Genomic DNA, 22,927 nt, shown 5'->3' with positions numbered 1-22,927 from the left:
ATGGCCGGCAACGACATCGGTCAGCTCGTCGCCGGACTATGCCGGCGGCTGATCGCAGACGGCTTGCCGATATGGCAGGCGAGCATCGCAATGCCTTCCATCCATCCGGTTTACCGTGGAGTTTCGGCAAGATTTACCAGAGGTGCGGAGGCCGTCACTGAGAATGCCGAATATGAGAGCGTCAGCGAGGAGAGCTTCACGCATACGCCGATCTTTTATCTGCTGGAAAACGGCCTGCTCTTCGGCAGATGGCAAATCGCGCGGGGAGACGGTGTTGATCTCTACCCTGACTTGGCCGAGCTCCAGCAAAAAGGCGGGACCGACCACGTCGTCAACCTTGTGTCCTTTCCGATAGAAGTTGCTCTGCGCGGCATGGCCCTCTCCGTGACCACCGATTGTCCCACCGGCTTCTCCGATGCACATCTTGAAACTTTGAAGGCGCTGCTGCCAAGCCTCGGACTGGCATGCTACCGCATGGCCGCGACCAAGACGGCGACCGACATGCTGGCCGTCTATACCGGCGCAAGAACGAGCGTGCATATCCTGGGCGGCGAGACGCAAAGGGGCGCTGGCGGCGCGCTTTACGCCGCAATCCTCTTGGCTGACCTCAGCAACTTCACCGCCCTGACGGAATCGCATTCGCGCGACGAGATCGTCGCCATGCTCAACCAACGCTTCGAACTGGTCGGGCGGAATGTTGAGGAACATAGTGGCGAGATCCTGAAGTTCATGGGAGACAGCGTCCTTGCAATCTTCCCGGCCGATATCGATTGCCCGAAGGAAGCCTGCCGGAACGCTGTCGCGTCCGCCCGGCACATGCTTATGGCGAATGCCGCTCTGAACAATGACGATCTCCGCCGATCCGGCCCGCCTGTCGACATCGATATCGTCTTGCATCTCGGCGAGGTTTTTTACGGCAATATCGGAGCGCGTGGACGGCTGGATTTCACGGTGATTGGGCCAGCGGTCAATGAGACATCCAGGCTCGAAAAACTCTGCGATGAACTGCAGGAACATCTCCTGCTGTCCGAAAGCTTCGCAACTGCCTGCGGCCTTGCATGCGATCGATTGGGAGACTTCAAGCTACGCGGGGTTTCAAAACCTGCGGGCGTGTTCAAACTTGTCTGACGAACGCGTCACGCATCGCTACCTCGACGGGCGCTGGGAATCGACGTCAATTGGCGAAGTGGACGACGACGCCGGGCTTGACCATGCCGGCCAGTTCCTCGGCGTCCCAGTTGGTAAGGCGCACGCATCCGTGCGACTGCCCCTTGTCGATGAACTCCGGATCGGGCGTTCCATGAATTCCGTATGTGGGCTTGTCGAGATCGATCCATACGCTGCCGACCGGCCCATTCGGGCCCTTGGGTATGGTCAGAATCTTCGTGTTCCTGCCCTGCTTGAAGTTGAGTTTCGGATTGTACCGATAGACCGGCATCCTTGCGACGCCCTTTACCTTGTGGGTCCCTGACGGCGAAGGATTATCCTGGCTGCCGATGGTTGCTGGATAGACCGAAAGCAGCGCGCCGCTTTGATCATAGGCCAGAACTTGGCTGGTCTTTTTGTTAATCTCGATGCGCTTGACACGGCCTTGCTTCGGCGAACCGGGCGCCACAACCAGAATCGTCTTGCCAGGAGCGAAGTCCGAGCCGGGGTTGAGCTTGCTCAGCAGGTCGGCATCCATATGGAACCGTTCCGACAGCCGCTCCGCCACGCTGGTATATGCCATGCTTTCCATCTTCGCTTTTTCACCGTAGTCGTCGGGAATGTGGTCGACGAGTCCAGTGGCATCCTCTGGCGTGACGAGGTAACTCTGGGTGATCGATGCGTCGGTCTCAAGACGTGCGATCACGTCAGGATCAAGCTTTCCGTCGATGGGAAGATGGTTCATCGCCTCGAAGCCCGCTATGGCGTGGCTGACATTCTCTCCGTAGAAGCCGTCGATCACGCCGGGAGACGACCCCGCTCGGTCGAGCAGCACCTGGAGGCGGATGATCGCGGGATCCGGCTCCTTGGACGCCTTGGCGGTATGCTTAGGCGCGACGGAAGTAAGGCGCGCCGTGTTGATCGCCTCAGGACCGAGCGCTTGCGCGGCTGCACCGCCGAATGAAGGCGTGAGCGTGAGAACGGCGATCACAGCATAGACTTTCATGGAACATCAAATGGTCAGAAGCGGATCTTGTTCCAACCGCACGCCGCAGCGTGCCCCGAAGACTTCGGTTGCGCCGATCTTCGGCGTCACGGCAGCAAACCTCCCGTTACTTACACCCATCAGAATTTCTAATTGAGATTGCATCCGGAAGGTGGTCCTATGCGGTCCGCGTAGCTGACTCCCCTCGCCCTCCTTCCGATTTTTGACCCGAGTGGCCCATGTCGATTTCAGATGCGATTTACCGTCCCTTCGAAGAACTGATCCGGCCGCTCGACATTCCTTACCAGCCGCTACCTTCGCGCGGGCCTGTCGCCGTGCTTCTGCACTTCATCTCGATGTTCCGTGGCGTCCTGATCGCGCTCGCGCTGTCTTCCATGGCAATCGAGGCCATCAACCTGACAATCGTCTGGGGTCTTTCAGTCATCGTCGATGGCGTGACACAGCAGGGTGCCGTCGCGTTCCTGCACGGCGAATGGCGACTGCTTACGGTCCTCGGCCTGCTCATCTTTCCGGGCATGCCCATCGCCTCGTTCCTTTTGAACACACTTACCTCGCATACGCTCAACATCGCCATGCCTGCCGCCATTCAATGGCAGGGTCACAAGGCGGTGGAGCAGCAGGATCTCGCCTTTTTTCATGATCTTTTTGCCGGACAGGTCGCCTCGCGTCTGTCGCAGGTGGCGTCCGCGGTCCAGCAGCAGATCATTACCGCCTTCCAATGGGTGCCGCGCTTCCTTTTTCAGATGGTCGGCTCGATGATCCTGCTGAGCGCTCTGTCCTGGCAGCTCGCACTGCCTGTCCTCGTGTGGATCGTACTTAATGTTGCGCTTGCCGTCAGATTGGTGCCAACCTTCGTGGAACGCTCGCGTCGCTCCGCCAAGCAGCGCAGCCTCGTCTCCGGCGCCATCACCGATCTCTACAGCAACATGCAGATGATCAAACAGTTCGCGGCCGAAGACAGTGAGGCGGGCGCCATCCGCCGCATCCTTCAAAAGGCCGTCTGGACGCAACACAAGGAACAACGCATCTACCGAACAGCGGAACTCACCGTTGTGGCACTCAACATGGCCCTCTGGTTGGCCATGATTTCGATCGGTTTTTCCGGCCTCGTCAACGGCTTTCTAACGGTCGGGCAGTTCGTCGCGGCGGTCTACATCCTCCAACGGCTGTCCGGGCATACCTTCACCTTTTTGCAGATGGGCCAGCAGATCTTCCAGGCGATAGGCACCATCAAGGACGCCATGCGGGTGATGACGACGCCGCCGACCATAATCGATCGACCAGACGCTACCGAGCTGAACGTCAGCCGCGGGGAAATCCGTTTCGAAGACGTTCGCTTCGCGTATAAATCCGGCAAGCAAGTGATTAATGAACTGTCGCTGACGGTCCGGGCCGGCGAGAAGGTTGGCCTGGTCGGCCTTTCCGGAGCCGGCAAGACGACGCTCGTAAGTCTACTATTGCGCTTCTACGACATCGCGGACGGTACGATCCTGATCGACGGACAGGACACCCGCATGGTGACGCAGGCAAGCCTTCGCCGCAACATCGGGGTCATCGCGCAGGACGTCGCGCTGCTGCACCGTTCGGTCGGCGACAATATCCGTTACGGCCGGCCGGAGGCGACGCAGGACGAGATTGAACACGTCGCAACGATGGCAAGTGCCGATGCCTTCATTGCCGATCTCGCCGACGGCGAAGGCCGCAAGGGTTACGATGCCTTCGTCGGCGACCGCGGCATCAAGCTTTCCGGCGGCCAGCGCCAGCGTGTCGCCATCGCGCGCGTTCTGCTGAAGGACGCGCCGATCCTGGTGCTGGATGAGGCTACCTCCGCCCTCGACAGCGAATCCGAAGCCGCCATCCAGGAAAAGCTCAACCTGGTGATGGAGGGAAAGACGGTGATCGCCATCGCACACCGCCTCTCAACCATTGCCAGGATGGATCGCATCGTCGTGCTCGATCAGGGAAGCATCATAGAAGAAGGCAGGCCGGACGAACTGGTCGCACAGGACGGGCTGTTTGCCCGTTTGTGGAAACGCCAGACCGGCGGCTTTATTCCTGACGACATCAATTGATCCTTGCCGGGATCGCTTACGTCGGAAACGCCGGACCGTTTGAATTCCAAAGCGGACATCTTAGGCGCGTAAAATGCCTCATGTGGGCTGGAGAAACACGGTTCGCCTCTTATTTTCAGCTCTCAGCGGGAATGAAAAACGAACAGCGAAAGGAGTTACGCAATGGCGACGGCAAAGAACACGATCTGCCTTTGGTACGACAAAGACGCGGAGGCTGCCGCCCGCTTCTATGCTGAGACTTTTCCCGACAGTTCAGTGGGTGCCATCATTCATGCCCCTGGAAGCTATCCGGAGGGTAAGCAGGGAGACGTCCTGGTGGTTGAATTCACCGTTGCGGGTGTCCCTTGCATCGGCCTGAACGGCGGCTCCACGTTCAAACACAACGAAGCCTTCTCATTTCAGATCGCAACGGACGATCAGGAAGAAACCGACCGCTATTGGAACGCCATCGTCGGCAATGGCGGCCAGGAAAGTGAGTGTGGCTGGTGCAAAGACAAGTGGGGAGTGTCCTGGCAGATTACGCCGCGCGTCTTGATGGAAGCGCTCGTAAAGGGCGGTGATGAAGCAAAGCGTGCTTTCGATGCGATGATGACCATGAAGAAGATCGACATCGCAGCGATCGAGGCGGCGCGGCGCGGCTGACGCACCAGCGCGTCGGGCGAGATTTTGCTGGAGCTTCCACCCCTGATCAAACAGCGGACTTGCCTGCGGCAGCATTCCGAAAAAATTTTCAGCTCGGACAAAAAAATGCAGAAATCGGCGTTACGGTGACATTCCGGGCGCAAGGAGCGTTTCGGAGGAGATTAGAGGAAGACATTATGAAAAAGTTACTTGTCATTGCCCTGACTTCCACAGCAGCGTTAACACTAACCGCACTCGTTTCTACGGCCAACGCAGCTCAAGGATGCGGCGCGGGGTATCATCGAGGCCCCTATGGCCATTGCCGTCCGAACGTCGCGACCGGCGGCACGGTTGTTGTCGTGCCCCCCGGAGGCCCGAGGGTCGGTGTTTATTACCATGGACGCGGCTACTGGGATGGCCGCCGTTATTGGGTGCATCGTGAGCGCTGGCACGGTGGCTGGCGCTACTATTGATCGAAACTTTGCTGGGTCGGTCAATCGACCGGCCCAGCCGCTCACACGGAGCGGCTTGAGCGGGATTGCCCCAGAAGCGGGCGACCGCATGTCTTAGCAAAACGCCAAATCGATAGCGTTCAGCCAGGGCCCGCACCGGAGCTTGACATTAGGCTTCATCGAGTGCCTGGCTCAGATCGGCGATGAGATCGTCGGGATGCTCGATGCCGATCGAAAGGCGGATGGTCGATTCCAATACGCCGATGCGTTGGCGCACATCGGCCGGCACGCCCGAATGCGTCATCGTCGCAGGATGGGAAGCCAGCGATTCCGTTCCGCCGAGGCTGACCGCGAGTTTGAAGACCTGCAACGCGTTCAGAAACCGGAACGAGGCAGGCTGACCGCCCTTGATATCGAAGGAGAACGTCGAGCCGGCGCCGCTGCACTGGGCTGCGAACGTGCGGCCTGTGGCCGAGCTCGCATCGGCATAGGCCAAGTAGTGAATCTGCTCGACCTTTGCATGGTTCCGCAGGAAGTCCGCCACGGCCATTGCATTGCTATTTGCGCGTTCCATGCGGATCTGCAGCGTCTCCAAAGATCGCCCCAGCATCCAGCACGAATGGGGATCGAGCTGGGTGCCGATCGAACCCCTGAGCGCCTTTACTTGGGCGATGATCGTTTTCCTGCCGAGAACGGCGCCCGCGATGAGGTCGGAATGGCCTCCGACATACTTCGTCAGCGAGTAAAGCGAGAGGTCCGCACCATGTTCGATCGGACGCTGGAAGACCGGCCCGAGAAGCGTGTTGTCGCACACGACGATCGGTCTGTGCCCCTGCTTCTCACCGATCGCGTCCGCGATACGTCGGATCATTGCGACATCGACGAGGCTGTTGGTCGGATTGGCCGGCGTCTCGATCAGAATGATGGAAACGCGTCCCTTGGCCATCGCTTGCTCCGCGGCAGCCCTGACGGAAGCTTCCTCGACACCGTCAGCGAATCCGACGGCTGAGACGCCAAGGTTGAAAAACGTCTTGGCGAGCAAGGTTTCGGTGCCGCCGTAGAGAGGCTGCGAATGGAGAATGGCGTCACCCGGACGGACGAATGTAAGCAGAGTGGTGGAGATGGCCGACATGCCGGAAGAGAACACCGCGCCGCTTTCGGTGCCTTCATAAACCGCGAGACGATCCTCGACGATCTCGCTGTTGGGATGATTGAAGCGCGAGTAGACGAGGCCCGCGCCCTTTCCTTCCGGCGGCACCTTCCGACCTGAGACATAGTCGAAGAAGTCGCGGCCGTCCTCGGCGGACTGGAAAACGAAGGTCGATGTCAGGAAGACAGGCGGCTTCACGGCCCCCTCGGAGAGTTCGGGATCATAGCCGTAGTTGAGCATCAGGGTTTCCGGATGCAGAATCTGGTTTCCAACACGGGTTTTCGACGGGTGCGGCGCGGTCATAGGGTGGCTCCTTGATCAAGGTCACAGGCTCGGCGTGTGCTCCGAGCAAACAACTAATGATATTTGGAGCGGCGACGCGCAGTGAAAAGAGCCGCACCTCTACGCCAAGAGGATGACGTGGCACGGGAATATCAGTCGGATGTCGAATTACGAAGTTTCAGCTCGCCCGCAGATCCTTTTCAGATCTTGTGGAACACCGATTTGTGACATGCCCAAAAGAGTCGGGTAGGATGCACTGACATTCTCGCTCAAAGGGGGAACTGGCATGACGGATCGCAAAATTTCAGCAAAATTGCTGGCAGTAGCTGCTCTGGTGTTCGCGAGCCAAGAACTTGCTTTCGCGCAGATGCCGCAACAACAACCCGATGCGAAGGCCTTCAAATTGGGCAAGCTCGACATCGTCGCCCTGCACGACGCCCAGTTTGTCCAACCGAACGACGGGAAGATATTTGGTCTCGACCATAGCCCAACCGAGGTCGCGGATTTGCTGAAAGCGGCGGGTGCACCGACCGATACGGTCACGCTGAGCGTCGACGCCCTGCTGGTCAAATCGGACAAGCACCTTATCCTGATCGATACCGGTGTCGGAGGCGCCCTTCAGGGCAGCCTGGCAAAAGCCGGTTATCACGCGGATGCAGTCGACGAAATCCTGATTACCCATTCTCATCCGGATCACGTTGGCGGACTGGTTCAGGATGGAAAACTTGCTTTTCCAAAGGCCACCATCCGCATGTCGGAAGCGGAGTGGTCCTATGCCAAGGCCAATGAAAAACTGGCCGACGTGGTTAAGGTCATCGCGGACCATGTGAAGACGTTCAAACCTGGCGGTGAGGTTCTCCCCGGTATCGCATCCGTGGCCATGAGCGGTCACACTCCGGGCCATGTCGGCTACCAGATCACCTCGGGAAAGGAGAGGCTGTTCGATATTGGCGACACCGTTCACAGCTCCATCATTTCGCTCGCCAAGCCAACTTGGGCGATATCGTTCGACGGTGACAAGCCGGAAGCGGAGCAGAACCGTGTGAAAACGCTGAATACGCTCGCCAAGAGTCATGAGAGGATTTTCGCGCCGCACTTTCCGTTCCCTGGCGTGGGATATATCACGGCGGAAGGCGACCATTTCAAATGGACTGCGGATGACAAGTCCGAATAGGACTATCTTCGGAGGCTGCGGAAGCATCGATTGACGATCCTGTTGGTTCGCCGGACCGTCTCTGCTGATCGGCGGCAGAAAGCCCTTGATTGACTCGTCTTATGCTTGATGCCGTGCCTTGCTGATGATTAAGTCAATGACGACGTGGGGTGAATTTCCGCAGCTCGTCTCATGACTGTCCGAAGCCCCGGGAAAGAATACGAGCACGTGACGACCAGCATCAGACATATCGCCAAACTCGCCGGAACATCGGTCTCGTCAGTATCGCGCGTGCTCAACAATAGCGGTTATGCCTCGCCCGAGCTCAGGGAGCGTGTGGAGGCGGCCATTCGCGCGCTGAACTATACGCCGAGCAAGGGCGCGCGCATGCTGCGGGGAGCGCCGAGCCGGATGATCGGGCTGATGCTGCCGTCGATCGACGTGCCGTTCTTCGGCATCCTGGCCCATACGATCGAACAGGAATTGTTCCAACGCGGCTACCAGACGCTGATCTGCAGCACAGCGGAGAACATGGATCACGAGGCGCGCTACATGTCCATGCTGCTTGCCCAGCGCGTCGATGGCGTCATCGTGGCAAGCGCCTTTGGCAGCATCGAGCACTTCGAGATCCTGCGGGATGCCCATATTCCGATCGTCGCGATCGATCGCGAGCTGAGCGGCATCGCCGAAGACGCAATCATGGCCGATCATGAGGAAGGCGGCCGCCTGATGGCGCGTCACCTGATCGACCTCGGCCACCGGTCGATCGGCATCGTCGGCGCGCCGGCCCATAGCCAGCCAGTTCAGCTTCGCCTCCGGGGTATTTCGGAGGAAATGGCGAAACACGGGATCGCGCCTGCCGCCGTGACGATGGCCGAGGAGCACAGTTTCGCGGCAACTTACCCACTGGCGCGGGATCTGCTGACGGCGCACCCGGAAATCACGGCGATCATCGGCACGACCGATATTTCGGCGATTGCGGCAATCCACGCCGTTCTGGATCGTGGTTGTTCCGTGCCAGGCGATTATTCGGTAATCGGTTTCGACGACCTGCCGGAGGCAGCCTACATCTTTCCCCGCCTGACGACGGTCGCACAGCCGATCCGCGATGTCGGGCAGCGGGCGGCACAGCGCCTGGAAACGCTGATTGCGGAACACCACGCGGGGCACGAACCGCGCGCGGGTGCTGTCGTGAAAGTGCCGGTCACCCTAATCCATAGGGACTCGACCGGCCCCGCCCGCGGCTGAGGCGGAATGGTCACGGCATGATCCAAGCTAGGGTCGGACGATGACCTTGATCTCGCCCGGCAATGGCGCGCTGCCTACCACCTCCGCGACCTCTTCGAGACCTATGGTCTTGGTCACCAGTATATCCAGCTCCAACGCCCCGCTCGCGACCAATGCGGCCGCCCGCGAATGGGTAAACGGATTGAGATAGGCCGGCCTTATATCGACTTCGTTGACGAGCAGATCGAACGGCAGGACAGGCACCTCGACCCCTCTAGGCGTTACTCCGAAAAGCACGAAGTTACCGCCGCGCCGCGCCATCCGCAGACCGGTCTGCAAGGTCTCGGGGACGCCTGCGCACTCGATGACGACATCCGCGCCGCCATGGGTGACGTCTCGAACGGCGGCGACCGCGTCCGAAGCTGTCGGGTCGAATGCATGCGTCGCTCCGAGATGCAGCGCGGTCTGCCGTCTCGAGAGCTGCCGCGTGATTAAAATCACCTGGCTTGCTCCAGCCAAGCGGGCCAATTGCACCATGAGCAGGCCGATGACGCCTCCGCCCAAGATAGCGACGCTCTCGCCCGCACGGATCTCGGCCTTGTCGATGGCATGAAGGCAGCAGGCAAGCGGCTCGCAGAAAGCGCCGTGCACGGAATTGAGATCGGCAGGCAGCGTGAATGCCTGACGGTACGGCACCGCCACATATTCGGCAAAACCACCATCTCGCGTCACGCCGATCGCGGTCAAACTCTCGCACAAGTTCACCCGCCCACGCGCGCAGGCATGACAACGGCCACAGGCGATATTCGGGTCGACGGTCACCAGCTCACCGCCGGTAAAACCGATGACCTCCTCGCCGACCACTTCGACGATGCCGCAGAATTCATGGCCCATCGTGACCGGAATCGCTGTCGGATACTCGCCCTTGTACATATGGCGATCAGAGCCACAGATGCCGGCGGCAAGGACACGAACGAGCAATTCATCCGGCCGGGCAGACGGTTTCTCCACGCTGCGCATCGTCATGGACGCGATCGACTCCAAGCGGACAGCCTTCATTCCTCTCCTCCTCACTGATGATCTCACATTTCAGAACGGCGACCCTATCCGGCACCGGCCTGGAAAGGGCCTTGCCCAATCAGCTCATGACGTTGCCGCCATCGACATTGTAACACTGCGCGACGATGTATGCCGCATCCGGCCCGGCCAGAAAGGCAGCCATGGCCGCCTGTTCTTCCGCCGCACCAAATCGTCCGGCTGGAACGGCGGCGGCCACGCGGCGCTTCACCTCGCCGGGCTGCAAACCTTCGCGGCTCCCAAGTTTTGCATCGACGACGTCCCACATCGGCGTATCGACCACGCCGGGGGCGATGGCGTTCACATTGATACCGTACCGGATGAGTTCCAGAGCGCAGCTTTGAGTGATGCTGATGACGGCCGCTTTGGAGGCGCAGTAAGCGACGGCCGGTCCCTCGCCCCGGCGGCCGGCCTGAGACGAGAAATTGATGATGCGCCCGCCTTCGCCTCTCTCCACCATATGCCGGGCAACCGCCTGCGTCATGAAAATCACACCGTCGATATTGACCTGGAAAACCCTGGCGGTGCGCTCGCGCGATATATCCAGGATGGATTGGACATCGTAGATGCCTGCGGCGTTCACCAGTATGTCTATCTTGCCGGCAGTCTTTATCGAAAAGTCCACCGCGGCGTCGATGCTCTCCTGGCTGGTCACGTCGAGCGCCACGCCCCAGCTATTAGGACCGATCGCCTTCGCGACGTCTGCGCATCGCTCACCGTCCAGATCGGCCACGACGACCTTCGCGCCTTCCGCTACAAAGCGTTCGCAAACGGCCTTGCCGATACCGCTCGCGCCTCCCGTGACCAATGCCACCTTTCCGGACAGTCGAGATGTCTGCACCAAGGTCATCGTGTCAACTCCTCGTTCGCCGCTGCTGTTGCGCTTGGCTTCATGCTCTGCTTCCTCCTTGCTTGGCCCCGATGCTAATTCAACAGGTTAATCGGATACCGGATTCATCTCCTCCATATCCTCCAGAAGAACCCTCATGCTGGGGATGCCATCGGTGGCCGTCGCGCCCGCAAGGCAACGCGCAGCCGCAGCGTGGGCGACGGCGCAGATATGCTCGACAGGCCAGTTTTCATGAAGGCCGTAGAGCACGGCAGCGCAGAAAGCGTCTCCCGCGCCGACGGTGCTGACGATATCGTGTGGATCGACGGGCCGCGAGCGCGTTACGACCGGTAAAGTGTCCGGCGCAAACCAGAAACAGATTTCCGGCGCATGGATGATGACACCTTGGGTGACGCCCGCCGCCAGCAGGCGCTCGCCCGCCTCTAGCAGCCCAGCTTCACTCAATTCCCCCTTTGCATCGCGAACGGTAGCCCCCGTTGCCCGGCCCGCCTCCATCTCGTTGATGATCAGGAAATCACAGAAAGGCAGAGCGACGCCCACCTTGGCGGCGAATTCCGGATCTTCGCTCGACACGAAATCCACACAGGTCGTGAGCCCCGCCCGGCGAGCGGCTTCCAGCAGGCGGGATGCCCCCGAACGGCCGTCTGGGCCGATCTGGTCGAGCCCGGGCAACAGCATCAGATAGCCGAGATAGAACAGCCGATAGCCGGCGTCAGCAAAGATCGCGGGCGAGATGAGCGCATCCGTGAGCGCATCGTTGGCACCGCCATGATAGAAGAAGGTGCGGTTCTGACCCGGCACGTTCATGACATGCGTGTGAGCCGTCACCCGATCGGCGAGCGCCAGAAGGCCCTCGACATTGATGCCGGCATTCGCAAGGCGGGCCTTGACGATCTCTCCGTCCGGATCAGCGCCGATGCATCCCGCCGCCGCCAGCCTTCCGGGAAACCCGAGAGAGGCGAGGTCGGTGACGACATTGGCCGCCCCGCCGCCGACACCCAAATCCTGATGCACGATGTAGGCAAGATTACCCTGTTCAGGCCAATAAGACAGGGTATGGACGCGATCGACAATGAAGTTTCCCGCGCAGACGATGCCGCCCTGCTGACCGTCGCCACCGTGAGCCTCCTCCCCCGATCGCATCAGCCGCCTCCTTCGTTCCATAGGGGCCTGAGCGGCGGCTCATCTTCTTCGATCGCAGCAAAACGCCCGATCGGTTCCAGAAAGAAGTTGTCGCTGTGGTCGTCGTTGACCTGGCTGACCTCGCCGACAAGCACAGGCCCGCCCCCTTTCCTGCCGTAAAAGCGATGATAAAGCCCGGTGCGGATCGTCACGCTCTGGCCGGGAGCAAGAACCAACGGTTCCCATGCGGCGAGCCGGCGCGGTAAGCCATCCACCGGAACCGTCACATCATCCTGCAGCGCATTGCCATCCGCATCGGCGGCGGCGAATTCGATGACGAGATCGCCGCCGGCGCGATTGATGATGTCTTCCATCTTCGCCGTGTGCCGATGTGTCGGCGTCACCTGACCCTCCTCGACGAAGAGCAGCTTTTCGGCATAGGTGCGCTCGCCCTCGGCACCAACAATGCCGTTGCGCAGGCAAAACAACACGAGACCGCATTCGGCGAAGCGGTTGGAGCCGAAATCGGTGACATCCCAACCAAGCTGATGGGCGCGCAGATAGGCCGATGCCTCCGGATGGGAGGCAAATTCCGACGCCGACCAAAAGCCCCACTCCGGCAGAGACCAATGCCAGCGTTCAAGGGTCTCGCTTGCGCGCCGCAGCGCGGCGTTGATTTCGGAGCGCTTCATCAGACTGCCGCTCCGTCATAGTTGACCGAAACGACGGCATCCTCGCGGCCGGATTTGAGAGCGGCCGTCAGCACCGCATGATGTGCCTGCGCCTCCGCCGGCGTGGCGCAGCCAAAACCGTTGGCATTTCCTCCGGCAAGCTCATCGACGAAGGCCGCCCACATCTGCTGTATGGCATCGGCAAAGCCGAATTCGAAGATTTTGCCGGTGATTGCCGGAAACAGCGAACCATATCCGAGATCCTCGGTGCTCCAGGCCTGCGCGCCGCCATTATAGTCCATCCACTGCCACTGGCGCGGCGACTTTGTGCTGAAGAATGCGCTCTTCTTCATGCCGAGAATGCGGATGTACCAGGTGTTGGATTCACCGGGAGCAATGCGCCAGGTTTTCAGCACCATGGGGAAATCCTGATCCCCGGTGCGCACGCGACTGCTGATCGTGGCATTGTCCCAGGTGGTACAAGGCAGCATGCCGCCCTTGCCGTCGGGACGTTCGTTGACCTTCTTGACCAATTGCGCATGCAGGGTTTGCGGACGCCAGCCAAGGCGCAGCGGCACATGCAGCACATGCATGCCGAGATCGCCCATGCAGCCGTATTCACCGTTGATATCCGCCATGCGCTTCCAGTTGATCGGCTTCTGCCGGTCGATATCCGAGGAATGCAGGAAGCCCGCCTCGACTTCGAGGATATCCCCCATCTCGCCGCTTTTAGCGAGCGTGATGACCTTTTGTGCGCCGGGAAAGAAAGGCATTTCCGACGAGCAGCGGACCAGGAGTTCGGGATGCTCGGCGAGAACCGCCATGATCGCGCGGTTCTGGGCGGCATCCATCCCGAACGGCTTTTCGCCAAGAAGATGCTTTCCGGCCTTCAGGACATCGATATAGAAGTCCTGGTGCAGCACGTGCGGCACGGCACAATAGATCACATCGACCTCGGGATTGGCGAGAAGCTCCTTATAGTCAGCGGTGAATTGCCGAACCGACGGCACATTGTCCCTGAACCATTCGAGCAGCGTCGTGTTGGTGTCGCAGACGGCGATGATTTCCGGCCGCGCCTTCATATCAGCCAAATGCAGCCAGCGCGCCGCAGCACTCGCGAACTCGCGCCCCATCAGACCACAGCCGATGACGCCGAAGCGGAATATTTTTGTCATGACTGCTCCTCCCAAGTCGCGTCAGGCGAGATGCCGCGAGGCATCTTCGACCGAAGCCTCGTCATGGACGATCGCCATCAGCGCCCGTGTCATGCCTGCGGGGTTGTTGTGCTGTATGACGTTGCGGCCATAGACGATGCCTCGGGCGCCCTGTTCCATCAACTGCTTTGTCCGGGTCAGGATTTCCTGATCCGAAACGCGGCCGCCGCCGCGCACCAGCACCGGAAGACCCTGAGCGATTTCGACGACGCGATGATATTCCGCGACATTGTCGCATGGGTCGGCCTTGATGATGTCAGCGCCGAGTTCGGCTGCCTGACGCACCAGCGGCAGGATCTTGTCGATCGCGCCGTCGACCATGTAGGCACCCTTTGAATTGTCCTGCATGACCAGCGGTTCGACCATCAGCGGCATGCCGTAGATCTCGCATTCACGCTTCAGACTATTCACATTGCGCACGCAGGCACGATAGACTTCTGGCTGGTCCGGCAGCATCAGAAGATTGACGACGACGCAGGCGGCATCCAGCGCCACGGCCTGTTCGACGCCCCGGTCGATCATTTCGGAAAACAGCGCCGAAGGCAGCGGATTGCCGTAGATATTGGCAATGTCAGTGCGCAGGACCAATGCAGGACGCTGCTTGCCGGGGATTGCCTGCAGCAGAGGCGCCGTGCCCGGCGGAAGCTGAATGGCATCGGGCGCGGCGTCGGCGATCACCTTGATGGCTGTCTTCATGTCCTCGATGCCGGCGAGGAAAGTCCGTTCGTTGAACATGCCGTGATCGATGGCGACGTCGAAGCAATTTCCAGACACGCCAAAAAGTCGGTTGAGCCGCGCGGATTTCATTCGCTTCCTCCCATATGGTAACGTTTCCATATGGGAAGATATGCGGGTCGGGATTGCGAGTCAATAAATGTGGTATCGTTTCCATAGATCGCTGTGCATGGAACAGCTGGCCATCCCTGCCAATTCAATCAAAGCAAGGGACTGAGCCGCGTTATCGCGGCGAAGCGCTCCCAGTCTTTCTGAGCCTTGGGAGTCCAGGCCGCTTCCGCAATCGCATTCAAACGAGGAAAGACGAGATGGTTGAAATAGGCCTTGGAGATGAAGTTCTCACTCCAGATGCAGGCCTGAATGCCTTTGAGCTTATGTTTAAGCTCATGCGGGAAATCGCCTTCCGCCTCATAGGTGTAGGTATAGTGAGGAGGCACGGTGCCCGCCCAGCTCGCGCCGGGCTCCTGCCAATCCTCTGCCTGGACCATGTCCAAATAATAAGCCTGGCCGGGCGTGATCACGACATCGTAGCCTTCATGGGCAAGTTCGATGCCGACCTTCTGGTTCTCCCACGCCATGAGCAACGTGTTTTCCGCGTTGACGCCGCCGCCATGGGCGACCTCGTTCCAGCCGGCGAGCTTTCGGCCGCGCGTATCGAGCATCGCCTTGACCTTGCCCAGAAAATAGGACTGGAGGCCGAACGTTCCTTCTACGCCTTCCTGATCCATCAATTTGCGGCAGAGCGGCGAAGCGAGCCATGAGCCATTAGCGACCTCGTCGCCGCCAACATGGACGTAGTCGGAGGGAAAAAGCTCGATCAGTTCGTCGAAGACTTTGCCGAGAAACTCATATGTGGCGGGAATTGCCGGGTTAAGCGCGTTGTTGGGATAGCCCTGAACTGAGCGATAGCTGTCGGGCGCCTCCTGGCCATCGGCCAGTTCGGGAATGGACGTGAGGGCTGCCGTGCAATGGCCCGGAATATCGATTTCCGGGATGATCTCAATATGGAGCGCGGCGGCATGCGCAACGATCTCCCGGACGGTCTCCTGCGAATAATGCCCCTCGCGAACCTCGGCACCGTCGCCGAGTTGCGGCACCAGGACTTCATTCGGGCCGCGCCGCGCGCCGATCGTGGTAAGCGCCGGATAGGCTTTGATTTCGATGCGCCAGGCCTCGTCGTCGGTCAGATGCCAATGGAAGATATTGAGCCTGTTCCAGGCCAGGATATCGAGAAGGCGGGAGATATCGGCCGCGGGATAGAATTGTCGGGAGACATCGAGATGGCAGCCGCGCCAGGCATAGCGCGGCTGGTCGGAAATTCGCCCGGCGACCGGAAATTTGAATTTTGCGGGATCGGTCCGCGCGCCATGCAGCATCTGCGCAAGCGTGGTCAGCCCATATTGCAGGCCGGCTGCATCCCCGCTTGTCAGGCGGATGCCGCCCGGCGAGAAATCAAGCGCGTAGCCTTCCTTGGAAAGCGATGACGACGCGAATATCACCGGCACGCCGCCTTCGACGGCGGTGAGGCTGAAGGGCACGTTCGCGGCGGAAAAGAGCCGCTGGAAAAGCCGGAGCACGGCCACCATCGTCTTGCGATGCACAGGTCCGCTCCCCGGTGCGGGATAGAGCGCCACCGGCACCTCACCGCCTGCCGTCAGACGGCATTCGGCTGGCCAGGGCAAGAGCGAGAAAGGTTGGTCGAGCCGTCCTTCCGGAAGAAGCGCCGGTGCGGCCGTGCTCTTTCGGCCTTTGAGCATCAGATCGCCGAATGTGACCGGCAGGGCGCGTCCATCGCTCAAGGTCATATAGGCGGATTTCACACCGTCGGTGCAATGTTTCGCCGGACGGGTCAGGCCGGACACACGAAAGGTCCATTGCTCGCCCGGTGCGAGCGCAAGCTCGACCGGCGCCGCATATTCGTGAAAATTGGCATTGCGGCGCAGCAGCGTCGCGCCCTGACACACATGAGTGTCGGCCGTGCGGGTGAGCGACGTATAGGCAAGGCGGAAACCGGTGAGGGTCTCATCGGTAAAATTGAAGAGCGTGAATTCGAAACGGCCGGTCGTGCCTTCGATAGGTTCCCAGCAGGCTTCGAGATGACATGGTGCTGACGTCATGGTGGTGCTTTCAGATTTCGGTGAGGGCGAAACAATGCTTGCGGAATGTCAGGAGGAAGTGCGGAGCATGCCGCGATAGATACCAGGCCATGATCCGGGGATTTCGAGGGTGTCGAGGCGCTTGCGGTAGAATTCGACAGGGCCTGGATCGCCGATAATGGCATAGGCATAGCCGGCCTCGCGCAGGCCATAGAGCACGGCAAACAACAGCGCCTCGCCGACGCCCTTGCCGCGCTGCTCCTCCGCGACCCCAGTCGGTCCGAAGAACCCCTTGGCAATGGCGTCGCCGCAGGCAAAGCCCAACATCTCGCCATCCTTGACCGCAATCCAGGTCGTGATCGGATGGCTGCCGAAGCCCGTTTCGCTTTCGGCGGCCCATTTCAAGCCAAAATGCTTTTCGATCCAGCCGAGCACCAGGCTGCGCTCCGGCGTCAGCGCCCGGCGTATCTCGATGCCATGCGCGCGCACTTTCGCGTCGTCATAGGCCGGCAGGTCGTAAAGACGGACCAGAAGATCAGACATGCTACGCGGCCTCCCCTGTCGATGGGTTCATGTCGATATGATGAAAGACGAAATGGCCGGGCGTAACTTCCACCGATTGCCCGACCGGCCTACGAGATGCATCCCGCACCGTCTCGGCATGCGTGGAGAACGATTGCCCCTGTTCGCCGCTACGGCCCGCGATCCTGACGGCCGGATCGGGCACGGCCGAGAGCAGCAGCCGCGTATAGGGATGCTGCGGATTGCGGATCACGCTGGCCGACGGGCCATATTCGACGATCTGACCGGCAAACATCACGGCCGTATCCTCGGCAATATAATGCGCCGTCGCGATATCGTGGGTGATGTAAAGGAAGCCGATGCCACGTTCGAGCTTCAGCCGGCGCATGAGGTCCAGCACGGAGCGGCGGATCGAGACGTCGAGCATGGATGTCGGCTCGTCCGCAACGATCAACCGTGCATCGACTGCAAGCGCGCGGGCGAGATTGACACGCTGGCGCTGTCCTCCCGAAAGCTCATGCGGATATTTATCGAGCGTCACGTTGGGATCGAGTTCGACATCGGCGAGCGTCTGACGCGCAGCCGCCTCCAACGCATCGCCCTTTAAGCCTTGATGCAAGATGAGAGGGCGGAAGAGGTGATGGCGGATCCTGTGTGCCGGATTGAGCGCCGCGAAGGGGTCCTGGAACACCATCTGCACCATGCGAAGGTAAGTCATCTGGTCGGCTGCCGTGGTGAGGCCGCCGATATCCCGACCCGCAAACAGGATGTTGCCCGATGTCGGCTGGAAGAGCCGGGTGACTGCTCGTCCCACGGTCGATTTTCCGGACCCGGATTCGCCGACGATCGCCAGCGCCCTTCCCGCCTCCAGTTTCAAAGACACGTTCCGAAGCGCATCGACCCGCTTTTCCTGCCCGAACAACGGCTTCAGCAAGAAGGTTTTGCTGACGTTCTTGAGTTCGAGCAGCGGTGAGAAATTATCGTCCGTCATACGGCCTCCATCGCGTGCCCGAGCCGCGGCATCGCCTCCCAAAGGCGACGCGTATACTCATGCCGGGGTGCGGCAACGATATCCGCGACGGGCGCGGTTTCGACGATTTCCCCCTTCAGCATGATGGCAATCCGATCGGCAAACTGTGCCATCAACGCCAGATCATGGGTGATGAAGAGGATGGAAAAGCCGAGCGTTTCCTTGAGCGTGACGATCTCCTGCAGGATCTCCCGCTGAACGACCACGTCAAGTGCAGTCGTCGGCTCATCCATGATCACGAGCTGCGGTTCGAGCGCGAGCGCGATGGCGAGCACGACACGCTGGCGCATGCCGCCGGACAATTGATGCGGATAGTCGTCAAGTCGGTCAGAGGAGATGGAGACGAGCCGCATCAGCGTCTCGGCGCGCGCCCGTGCCTCGTCCTTCCCCATTCCGTCGTGCCTGGACAGCACGTCCCTGAACTGCTCGAAGATCGTCAGCACCGGATTGAGAGAGCTCATGGCGCTCTGGAACACCATGGACGCCTTGCGCCAGCGCCACTGCTCCAGGGCGCGGGTGGAAAGCGCGAGCACATCGGTCCCGTCGATACGGATATCGCCCTTCGAGATGATCGCCGGCGGGCGATGCAGCCGCATCAGGGCGAAGGCTATGGTCGATTTTCCACAGCCGCTTTCGCCGGCAAGCCCCATCACTTCGCCGCGCTTTATGTCGAAATCCACACCCTTGACGGCAGTGAAGAGACCGTTTTGGGTCAGGAAATCCACCTGCAGCCCACGCACTTCCACGAGATTGGAGGAGAGGTTCATTTCAAGCCTCCTGTCCGTGTGCTACGGTCCGGGCGCGATCGAGCTTGCGCTGTTTTCTGACAGCCGCGTTGACTGTCCCGAGCGTGCGCAGCCGGGGATTGGAAATCTCGTCGACGGCAAAATTGATCAGCGAGAGACCGATGCCGATAACGGCGATCGCGGTTGCCGGCGCGAACACCTCCCACCAGGCGCCGACGCTCATCGCCGATGCGGTCTGGGCGTTATAGAGCATGGTGCCCCAGGAAACGGCGAGCGGATCGCCGAGCCCCAGAAACTCCAGCGTTGCCTCGGTGATGATCGTATAGATGACCGAGCCGATGAAATTGAAGCCGATGATCGAAAGCAGATTGGGCATGAGCTCGACGACGATCATCCGCCATTTCGGCTCGCCGATCAGCTCCGAGGCGAGGATGAAATCGCGTTGCCGGAGCGTCATGGTCTGCGCCCGCGTGACCCTTGCACCCCAGGCCCAGGAGGTCAGCCCGATGATAAGCACGATCACCAAGGGGCTCGCCTCGCCGACGAAAGCGGCGATGACGAGCAGCAAGGGCAATTGCGGAATGACGAGAGCGATATTGGTGATGAAGTTGATCGCTTCGTCGATCCAGCCGCCGAAATAGCCTGCGGTCACGCCCAGGATCACGCCGATCACGGTAACGATCGAACCGGCCAGAAGCCCGATGAACAGCGACGTACGCGTGCCCCAGATCAACTGGGTGAAGACGTCGCGGCCCATCCGAGTGGTGCCGAGGATATGGTCCAATGAAGGCGCCTCATGTGGCCGGCCGACCCGCTTGATCGGGTCATGACCGGTCAGCACGGGAGCCAGCAAGGCGACAGCGACGTAAAGGAGGACGATGGCAAGGCCGATGAGCGCCTTGCGGTTGCTGAGAATGGGAAGGAGGGTCCTCTGCATGGATCAGGCCTTCCTCAATCTTGGGTCAAGCAGCACGTAGATGAGGTCCACAATGAGATTGGCCGAGAGCATGGCAAGCGTCATGATCAGCAACTGGCCCTGGATCAACGGATAGTCACGCGCGACGATGCCGAGATAGAGGAGATGGCCGAGACCCGGATAGTTGAACACCACCTCGGTCACCAGCGAGCCGCCCATCACGGCGCCGAGGGTGATGGCAAAAGCCGTCACGCTCGGAAGCAAGGCATTGCGCGCTGCGTAGTTGAACATCACGCGTCGATCGGAAAGGCCCTTGGCCATGCCCATGACGACATAATCCTCGCCGAGCTGGCCGATCATGTTGTTGCGCATGGTGACGAGATAGCCGCCGATATGAACGAAGGCGAGGGACACCACCGGCATGACGGCGTGGTAAAGCGCGCTGGAGAGAAAGCTCGGCGTCAGCCCGGGATCGAGTTGCGGGTCGAAGGCAAAACTCGTCGGAAACCAGGCGAGGATCAAACCAAAAACATAGAGCCCGGTCAGGGCCACCACGACCGCGGGGATGGACTGGAGCGCAAGCGCGCCGGGAGAAGCAATCGTATCGAGGATGCCGCCGCGCCGCCAGGCCGCGGAAACCCCGAGCCATGAACCCGTTGCGAAGGCGAGGACCGAGGCCGTGCCGGCGAGCGTCAGCGTCCAGGGAAGCGCATGACCGAGCACCTGCCCCACGGTCAGCGGATAGAATTTGATAGATGGCCCCAGATCCCAGGTGAAGACGCTTTTCATGTAGTCGAGAAACTGCAGATAAAGCGGCCCCGAGGCGAAGCCGAAGGTTTCGATCAAGGCGGCCTTGGCCTCGGGCGGCAGCGAGGAATTCATCTTGGCGAACATCACGTCCACCGGATTGCCCGGCATCAGCCGCGGTATGAAGAAATTTATCGTGGCCGCGGTGAAGAAGGCGGCAATATAGAAGATCACTCTTCGCAAGATGAAGGTCATCGGTTTGTCTCCGGCAGCGACCGAGCAGGGCGGATGGCCGCGATCAATTCGGTTCAGGCTGAGCGCCTGAACCGAATGCGTGCGTCCAAACAGAGAGGGAGAGTCGGACGCGCGATTACTGCGTGACTGGCCGCAATGCCAGAAGCTGCAGGAGCCGTTCCGGCACGCCGCCATAGACGACCGGGCGGGCGACCGGGTTGTCGGCGCTGAACCAACCGGTGAAGCGCTTGGTGTTGTATTCGTACCAGAGCGGGTTGTTGTAAACCGCAACGAAAGGCAGGTTCGCGCCGATAATGTCTTGGATCTTGTTCATGATCTCGACCTGCTTGCCGTGATCATTGGTGGTGTAGAATTCGTTCAGCAATGCATCGAGTTCTGGGTTGCTGTAGTGGGCCGATGCAAAGCGTGTCTTGCCCTTGTTGCTCGAGTTGAGCGCCTCGTCATACATGAACTGCGGCGTGATGCCGGTTCGGAAAGAGTTGATCGCGACGTCGTATTTGCCGGTGATCAGCGCATCGGTCCAGCCGGGAACATCCGGGGTTGCGAGCTTTGCCTGAATGCCGACCTCCGTCAGTCCTTCGATCGCAAGCTGGCAGGTGTTCACCCAGTCCGTCCAGCCATTCGGCACGATGATGTCGAAGCTGATCTTGCTGCCATCCGGATTTTCGACAAAGCCGTCGCCATCGACATCCTTGAAGCCGGCCTTTGCCAGCTCAGCCTTGGCGGCCTCGACATTATATTTCGAGAAGGCCCCGTATTTCTCATCTACCTTCGGATCATTCCAGGAATGGAAAGCCCGTCCGAGGCCGGAGGGATATTCGTTGAGCGTCGGATAGCCATAGCCGGCAATGTCGACCATCGCCTGGCGATCCAGCGCCATTGAGAAGGCGCGGCGGAAGGCGAGGTTGTTGAATGCCTCGTGATTGCCAGGATTCGTCGTTTCGAAATTCATGGTGAAGGCGACCATGGAACCGGCTGGGAACCAGTAGCCATGATGTTTGGGGTCCGTACCGACATAGGTCTTCTCGATGTCCGGAAGGAAGGAGCCGAACCAGTCGAGTTCGCCCTTGGCGGCAAGCGCGATCGTCTGATCATTGCCCGCGACCTGCGGGAAACGCATGCAATCGACCTTCAGCGTGGCGTTGTCCCAATAATTGGGGTTGCGGCACTGGACATATTCCTGCGGCGTGAAGCGGCGGATTTCTGTGAGCGGGCCGCTGCCGACCGGATTGGGATTGGTGAACGTGACCGGATCCTTTACGGACGCCCAGATATGTTCCGGAACGATGTAAATCTGCACGATCTTGAAGATCAGGCCGCTGTTCGGGCTTTTGTAGTTGATCTTCACCGTATGATCGTCAGGTGCCTCGATTCCATCGATCTGATCCCAGATCGCCTGCAGATCGAGCGCCTTGTGCTCCTTGATCAGATTGAATGTGAAGACCACGTCCTTCGCGGTAAACGGCTTGCCGTCAGACCACTTCGCGTTCCTGAGCTTGAAGGTGACGCTTTTCAGATCGTCCGAATAGGCAAAGGATTCCGCCAGCCGATAATTCGGTTCGCCATCCTTGAGCGCATTGAAGACAATCAGCGGCTCATACATGAAGTCTTCCACCGACGGCACGCGGGTCGTGGTGTTGAAAGGATTGAAATTCTCCACCCACGCCGTCGATTCGTCCGGCAGCGCAGTCAACGTCACCTCTGCACGCGCTGATGCCGGCACCATGACGCTGGCAACCAGCGCGGCCTTCAAAATAGTCTTGATGTTCATTTCCGTTCCCCATTTATCACGGCGCAGGTTCTAGCCCGGCCCGGTTGGCAACGTCATATCAGCGCG

Annotated in this window: 20 protein-coding genes; 5 read left to right on the top strand and 15 right to left on the bottom strand. The window is 60.0% G+C overall.

All coding sequences use genetic code 11. The features are described 5' to 3' along the window. Positions 1 to 1,128: an adenylate/guanylate cyclase domain-containing protein gene (locus QA648_RS20920; protein WP_283053385.1), complete on the top strand. Its 1,128-nt coding sequence runs from the start codon at positions 1 to 3 to the stop codon at positions 1,126 to 1,128. Positions 1,129 to 1,174: 46 nt separating this feature from the next. Here QA648_RS20920 and QA648_RS20915 read toward each other — a convergent pair whose 3' ends face one another. Continuing rightward, a complete protein-coding gene (locus tag QA648_RS20915; protein ID WP_283053383.1) occupies positions 1,175 to 2,152 on the bottom strand; it encodes a L,D-transpeptidase in 978 nt (325 codons plus the stop codon). A gap of 218 nt (positions 2,153 to 2,370) precedes the next feature. Between QA648_RS20915 and QA648_RS20910 the strand changes: the two genes are divergently transcribed. Then, positions 2,371 to 4,224 carry an ABC transporter ATP-binding protein gene (locus QA648_RS20910; RefSeq protein ID WP_283053381.1) on the top strand — a complete coding sequence of 618 codons (1,854 nt, stop codon included), beginning with the start codon at positions 2,371 to 2,373 and terminating at the stop codon, positions 4,222 to 4,224. Positions 4,225 to 4,386: 162 nt separating this feature from the next. Continuing rightward, a complete protein-coding gene (locus QA648_RS20905) occupies positions 4,387 to 4,866 on the top strand; it encodes a VOC family protein (protein WP_283053379.1) in 480 nt (159 codons plus the stop codon). 600 nt (positions 4,867 to 5,466) lie between these two features. On the opposite strand, the gene QA648_RS20895 is transcribed toward QA648_RS20905, so the two are convergent. Next, entirely contained in the window at positions 5,467 to 6,750 is a 1,284-nt protein-coding gene (locus QA648_RS20895; RefSeq protein WP_283053377.1) for a cystathionine gamma-synthase family protein, read from the bottom strand. Positions 6,751 to 7,015: 265 nt separating this feature from the next. Here QA648_RS20895 and QA648_RS20890 point away from each other — a divergent pair, with 265 nt between their 5' ends. Together QA648_RS20890 and QA648_RS20885 are read left to right on the top strand one after the other, a co-directional pair. Then, positions 7,016 to 7,903, top strand: coding sequence for an MBL fold metallo-hydrolase (locus QA648_RS20890; protein ID WP_283053375.1), 888 nt, complete (start codon positions 7,016 to 7,018; stop codon positions 7,901 to 7,903). 207 nt (positions 7,904 to 8,110) lie between these two features. Beyond that, the gene (locus tag QA648_RS20885) at positions 8,111 to 9,130 is read left to right on the top strand and encodes a LacI family DNA-binding transcriptional regulator (protein WP_283053373.1); all 1,020 of its coding nucleotides are present in this window, start codon (positions 8,111 to 8,113) and stop codon (positions 9,128 to 9,130) included. 27 nt (positions 9,131 to 9,157) lie between these two features. Here QA648_RS20885 and QA648_RS20880 read toward each other — a convergent pair whose 3' ends face one another. The 13 genes from QA648_RS20880 to QA648_RS20820 all read right to left on the bottom strand — a co-directional run bounded on the left by QA648_RS20880 (position 9,158) and on the right by QA648_RS20820 (position 22,861). Further along, the gene (locus QA648_RS20880; protein WP_283053372.1) at positions 9,158 to 10,168 is read right to left on the bottom strand and encodes a zinc-dependent alcohol dehydrogenase family protein; all 1,011 of its coding nucleotides are present in this window, start codon (positions 10,166 to 10,168) and stop codon (positions 9,158 to 9,160) included. 79 nt (positions 10,169 to 10,247) lie between these two features. Beyond that, positions 10,248 to 11,036 carry an L-iditol 2-dehydrogenase gene (locus QA648_RS20875; protein WP_283053370.1) on the bottom strand — a complete coding sequence of 263 codons (789 nt, stop codon included), beginning with the start codon at positions 11,034 to 11,036 and terminating at the stop codon, positions 10,248 to 10,250. Positions 11,037 to 11,123: 87 nt separating this feature from the next. After that, positions 11,124 to 12,179, bottom strand: coding sequence for a carbohydrate kinase family protein (locus QA648_RS20870; RefSeq protein ID WP_283053368.1), 1,056 nt, complete (start codon positions 12,177 to 12,179; stop codon positions 11,124 to 11,126). Further along, positions 12,179 to 12,850: a D-lyxose/D-mannose family sugar isomerase gene (locus QA648_RS20865; RefSeq protein ID WP_283053366.1), complete on the bottom strand. Its 672-nt coding sequence runs from the start codon at positions 12,848 to 12,850 to the stop codon at positions 12,179 to 12,181. Before QA648_RS20865 ends, QA648_RS20870 begins: the two co-directional genes overlap by 1 nt. After that, the gene (locus tag QA648_RS20860) at positions 12,850 to 14,004 is read right to left on the bottom strand and encodes a Gfo/Idh/MocA family oxidoreductase (RefSeq protein WP_283053365.1); all 1,155 of its coding nucleotides are present in this window, start codon (positions 14,002 to 14,004) and stop codon (positions 12,850 to 12,852) included. Before QA648_RS20860 ends, QA648_RS20865 begins: the two co-directional genes overlap by 1 nt. Positions 14,005 to 14,025: 21 nt before the next feature. Next, on the bottom strand, positions 14,026 to 14,850 hold the full coding sequence (locus QA648_RS20855) for an aldolase (protein ID WP_283053363.1): 825 nt from the start codon (positions 14,848 to 14,850) through the stop codon (positions 14,026 to 14,028). Positions 14,851 to 14,978: 128 nt separating this feature from the next. Next, positions 14,979 to 16,895 (bottom strand): family 20 glycosylhydrolase, encoded by a 1,917-nt coding sequence (locus QA648_RS20850; protein WP_283053361.1) that lies wholly within the window; start codon positions 16,893 to 16,895, stop codon positions 14,979 to 14,981. A 48-nt stretch (positions 16,896 to 16,943) separates the two neighbouring features. Beyond that, positions 16,944 to 17,417, bottom strand: a complete 474-nt coding sequence (locus QA648_RS20845; protein ID WP_283053359.1) for a GNAT family N-acetyltransferase — start codon at positions 17,415 to 17,417, stop codon at positions 16,944 to 16,946. A gap of 1 nt (position 17,418) precedes the next feature. Beyond that, complete coding sequence (locus tag QA648_RS20840) at positions 17,419 to 18,387, bottom strand: ATP-binding cassette domain-containing protein (protein WP_283053358.1); 969 nt, start codon at positions 18,385 to 18,387, stop codon at positions 17,419 to 17,421. After that, complete coding sequence (locus tag QA648_RS20835) at positions 18,384 to 19,193, bottom strand: ABC transporter ATP-binding protein (protein ID WP_283053356.1); 810 nt, start codon at positions 19,191 to 19,193, stop codon at positions 18,384 to 18,386. Before QA648_RS20835 ends, QA648_RS20840 begins: the two co-directional genes overlap by 4 nt. Position 19,194: 1 nt before the next feature. Next, complete coding sequence (locus QA648_RS20830; RefSeq protein ID WP_283053354.1) at positions 19,195 to 20,109, bottom strand: ABC transporter permease; 915 nt, start codon at positions 20,107 to 20,109, stop codon at positions 19,195 to 19,197. A 3-nt stretch (positions 20,110 to 20,112) separates the two neighbouring features. After that, entirely contained in the window at positions 20,113 to 21,090 is a 978-nt protein-coding gene (locus tag QA648_RS20825; protein WP_283053352.1) for an ABC transporter permease, read from the bottom strand. A gap of 115 nt (positions 21,091 to 21,205) precedes the next feature. Continuing rightward, entirely contained in the window at positions 21,206 to 22,861 is a 1,656-nt protein-coding gene (locus tag QA648_RS20820; protein WP_260304762.1) for an ABC transporter substrate-binding protein, read from the bottom strand. Positions 22,862 to 22,927 lie beyond the last annotated feature (66 nt).

This window comes from Rhizobium sp. CB3171, from assembly GCF_029714265.1.
Lineage (GTDB): Bacteria > Pseudomonadota > Alphaproteobacteria > Rhizobiales > Rhizobiaceae > Rhizobium.
The sequence above is the reverse complement of the archived record's forward strand: the minus strand, read 5'-3'. Positions and strand labels throughout refer to the sequence as shown.

What these genes read in the sequence shown, in the direction of transcription:
- QA648_RS20920 (WP_283053385.1), top strand. Translation starts at nt 1, where the DNA reads ATGGCCGGCAACGACATCGGTCAGCTCGTCGCCGGACTATGCCGGCGG.
- QA648_RS20915 (WP_283053383.1), bottom strand. Translation starts at nt 2,152, where the DNA reads ATGAAAGTCTATGCTGTGATCGCCGTTCTCACGCTCACGCCTTCATTC.
- QA648_RS20910 (WP_283053381.1), top strand. Translation starts at nt 2,371, where the DNA reads ATGTCGATTTCAGATGCGATTTACCGTCCCTTCGAAGAACTGATCCGG.
- QA648_RS20905 (WP_283053379.1), top strand. Translation starts at nt 4,387, where the DNA reads ATGGCGACGGCAAAGAACACGATCTGCCTTTGGTACGACAAAGACGCG.
- QA648_RS20895 (WP_283053377.1), bottom strand. Translation starts at nt 6,750, where the DNA reads ATGACCGCGCCGCACCCGTCGAAAACCCGTGTTGGAAACCAGATTCTG.
- QA648_RS20890 (WP_283053375.1), top strand. Translation starts at nt 7,016, where the DNA reads ATGACGGATCGCAAAATTTCAGCAAAATTGCTGGCAGTAGCTGCTCTG.
- QA648_RS20880 (WP_283053372.1), bottom strand. Translation starts at nt 10,168, where the DNA reads ATGAAGGCTGTCCGCTTGGAGTCGATCGCGTCCATGACGATGCGCAGC.
- QA648_RS20875 (WP_283053370.1), bottom strand. Translation starts at nt 11,036, where the DNA reads ATGACCTTGGTGCAGACATCTCGACTGTCCGGAAAGGTGGCATTGGTC.
- QA648_RS20870 (WP_283053368.1), bottom strand. Translation starts at nt 12,179, where the DNA reads ATGCGATCGGGGGAGGAGGCTCACGGTGGCGACGGTCAGCAGGGCGGC.
- QA648_RS20865 (WP_283053366.1), bottom strand. Translation starts at nt 12,850, where the DNA reads ATGAAGCGCTCCGAAATCAACGCCGCGCTGCGGCGCGCAAGCGAGACC.
- QA648_RS20860 (WP_283053365.1), bottom strand. Translation starts at nt 14,004, where the DNA reads ATGACAAAAATATTCCGCTTCGGCGTCATCGGCTGTGGTCTGATGGGG.
- QA648_RS20855 (WP_283053363.1), bottom strand. Translation starts at nt 14,850, where the DNA reads ATGAAATCCGCGCGGCTCAACCGACTTTTTGGCGTGTCTGGAAATTGC.
- QA648_RS20850 (WP_283053361.1), bottom strand. Translation starts at nt 16,895, where the DNA reads ATGACGTCAGCACCATGTCATCTCGAAGCCTGCTGGGAACCTATCGAA.
- QA648_RS20845 (WP_283053359.1), bottom strand. Translation starts at nt 17,417, where the DNA reads ATGTCTGATCTTCTGGTCCGTCTTTACGACCTGCCGGCCTATGACGAC.
- QA648_RS20840 (WP_283053358.1), bottom strand. Translation starts at nt 18,387, where the DNA reads ATGACGGACGATAATTTCTCACCGCTGCTCGAACTCAAGAACGTCAGC.
- QA648_RS20835 (WP_283053356.1), bottom strand. Translation starts at nt 19,193, where the DNA reads ATGAACCTCTCCTCCAATCTCGTGGAAGTGCGTGGGCTGCAGGTGGAT.
- QA648_RS20830 (WP_283053354.1), bottom strand. Translation starts at nt 20,109, where the DNA reads ATGCAGAGGACCCTCCTTCCCATTCTCAGCAACCGCAAGGCGCTCATC.
- QA648_RS20825 (WP_283053352.1), bottom strand. Translation starts at nt 21,090, where the DNA reads ATGACCTTCATCTTGCGAAGAGTGATCTTCTATATTGCCGCCTTCTTC.
- QA648_RS20820 (WP_260304762.1), bottom strand. Translation starts at nt 22,861, where the DNA reads ATGAACATCAAGACTATTTTGAAGGCCGCGCTGGTTGCCAGCGTCATG.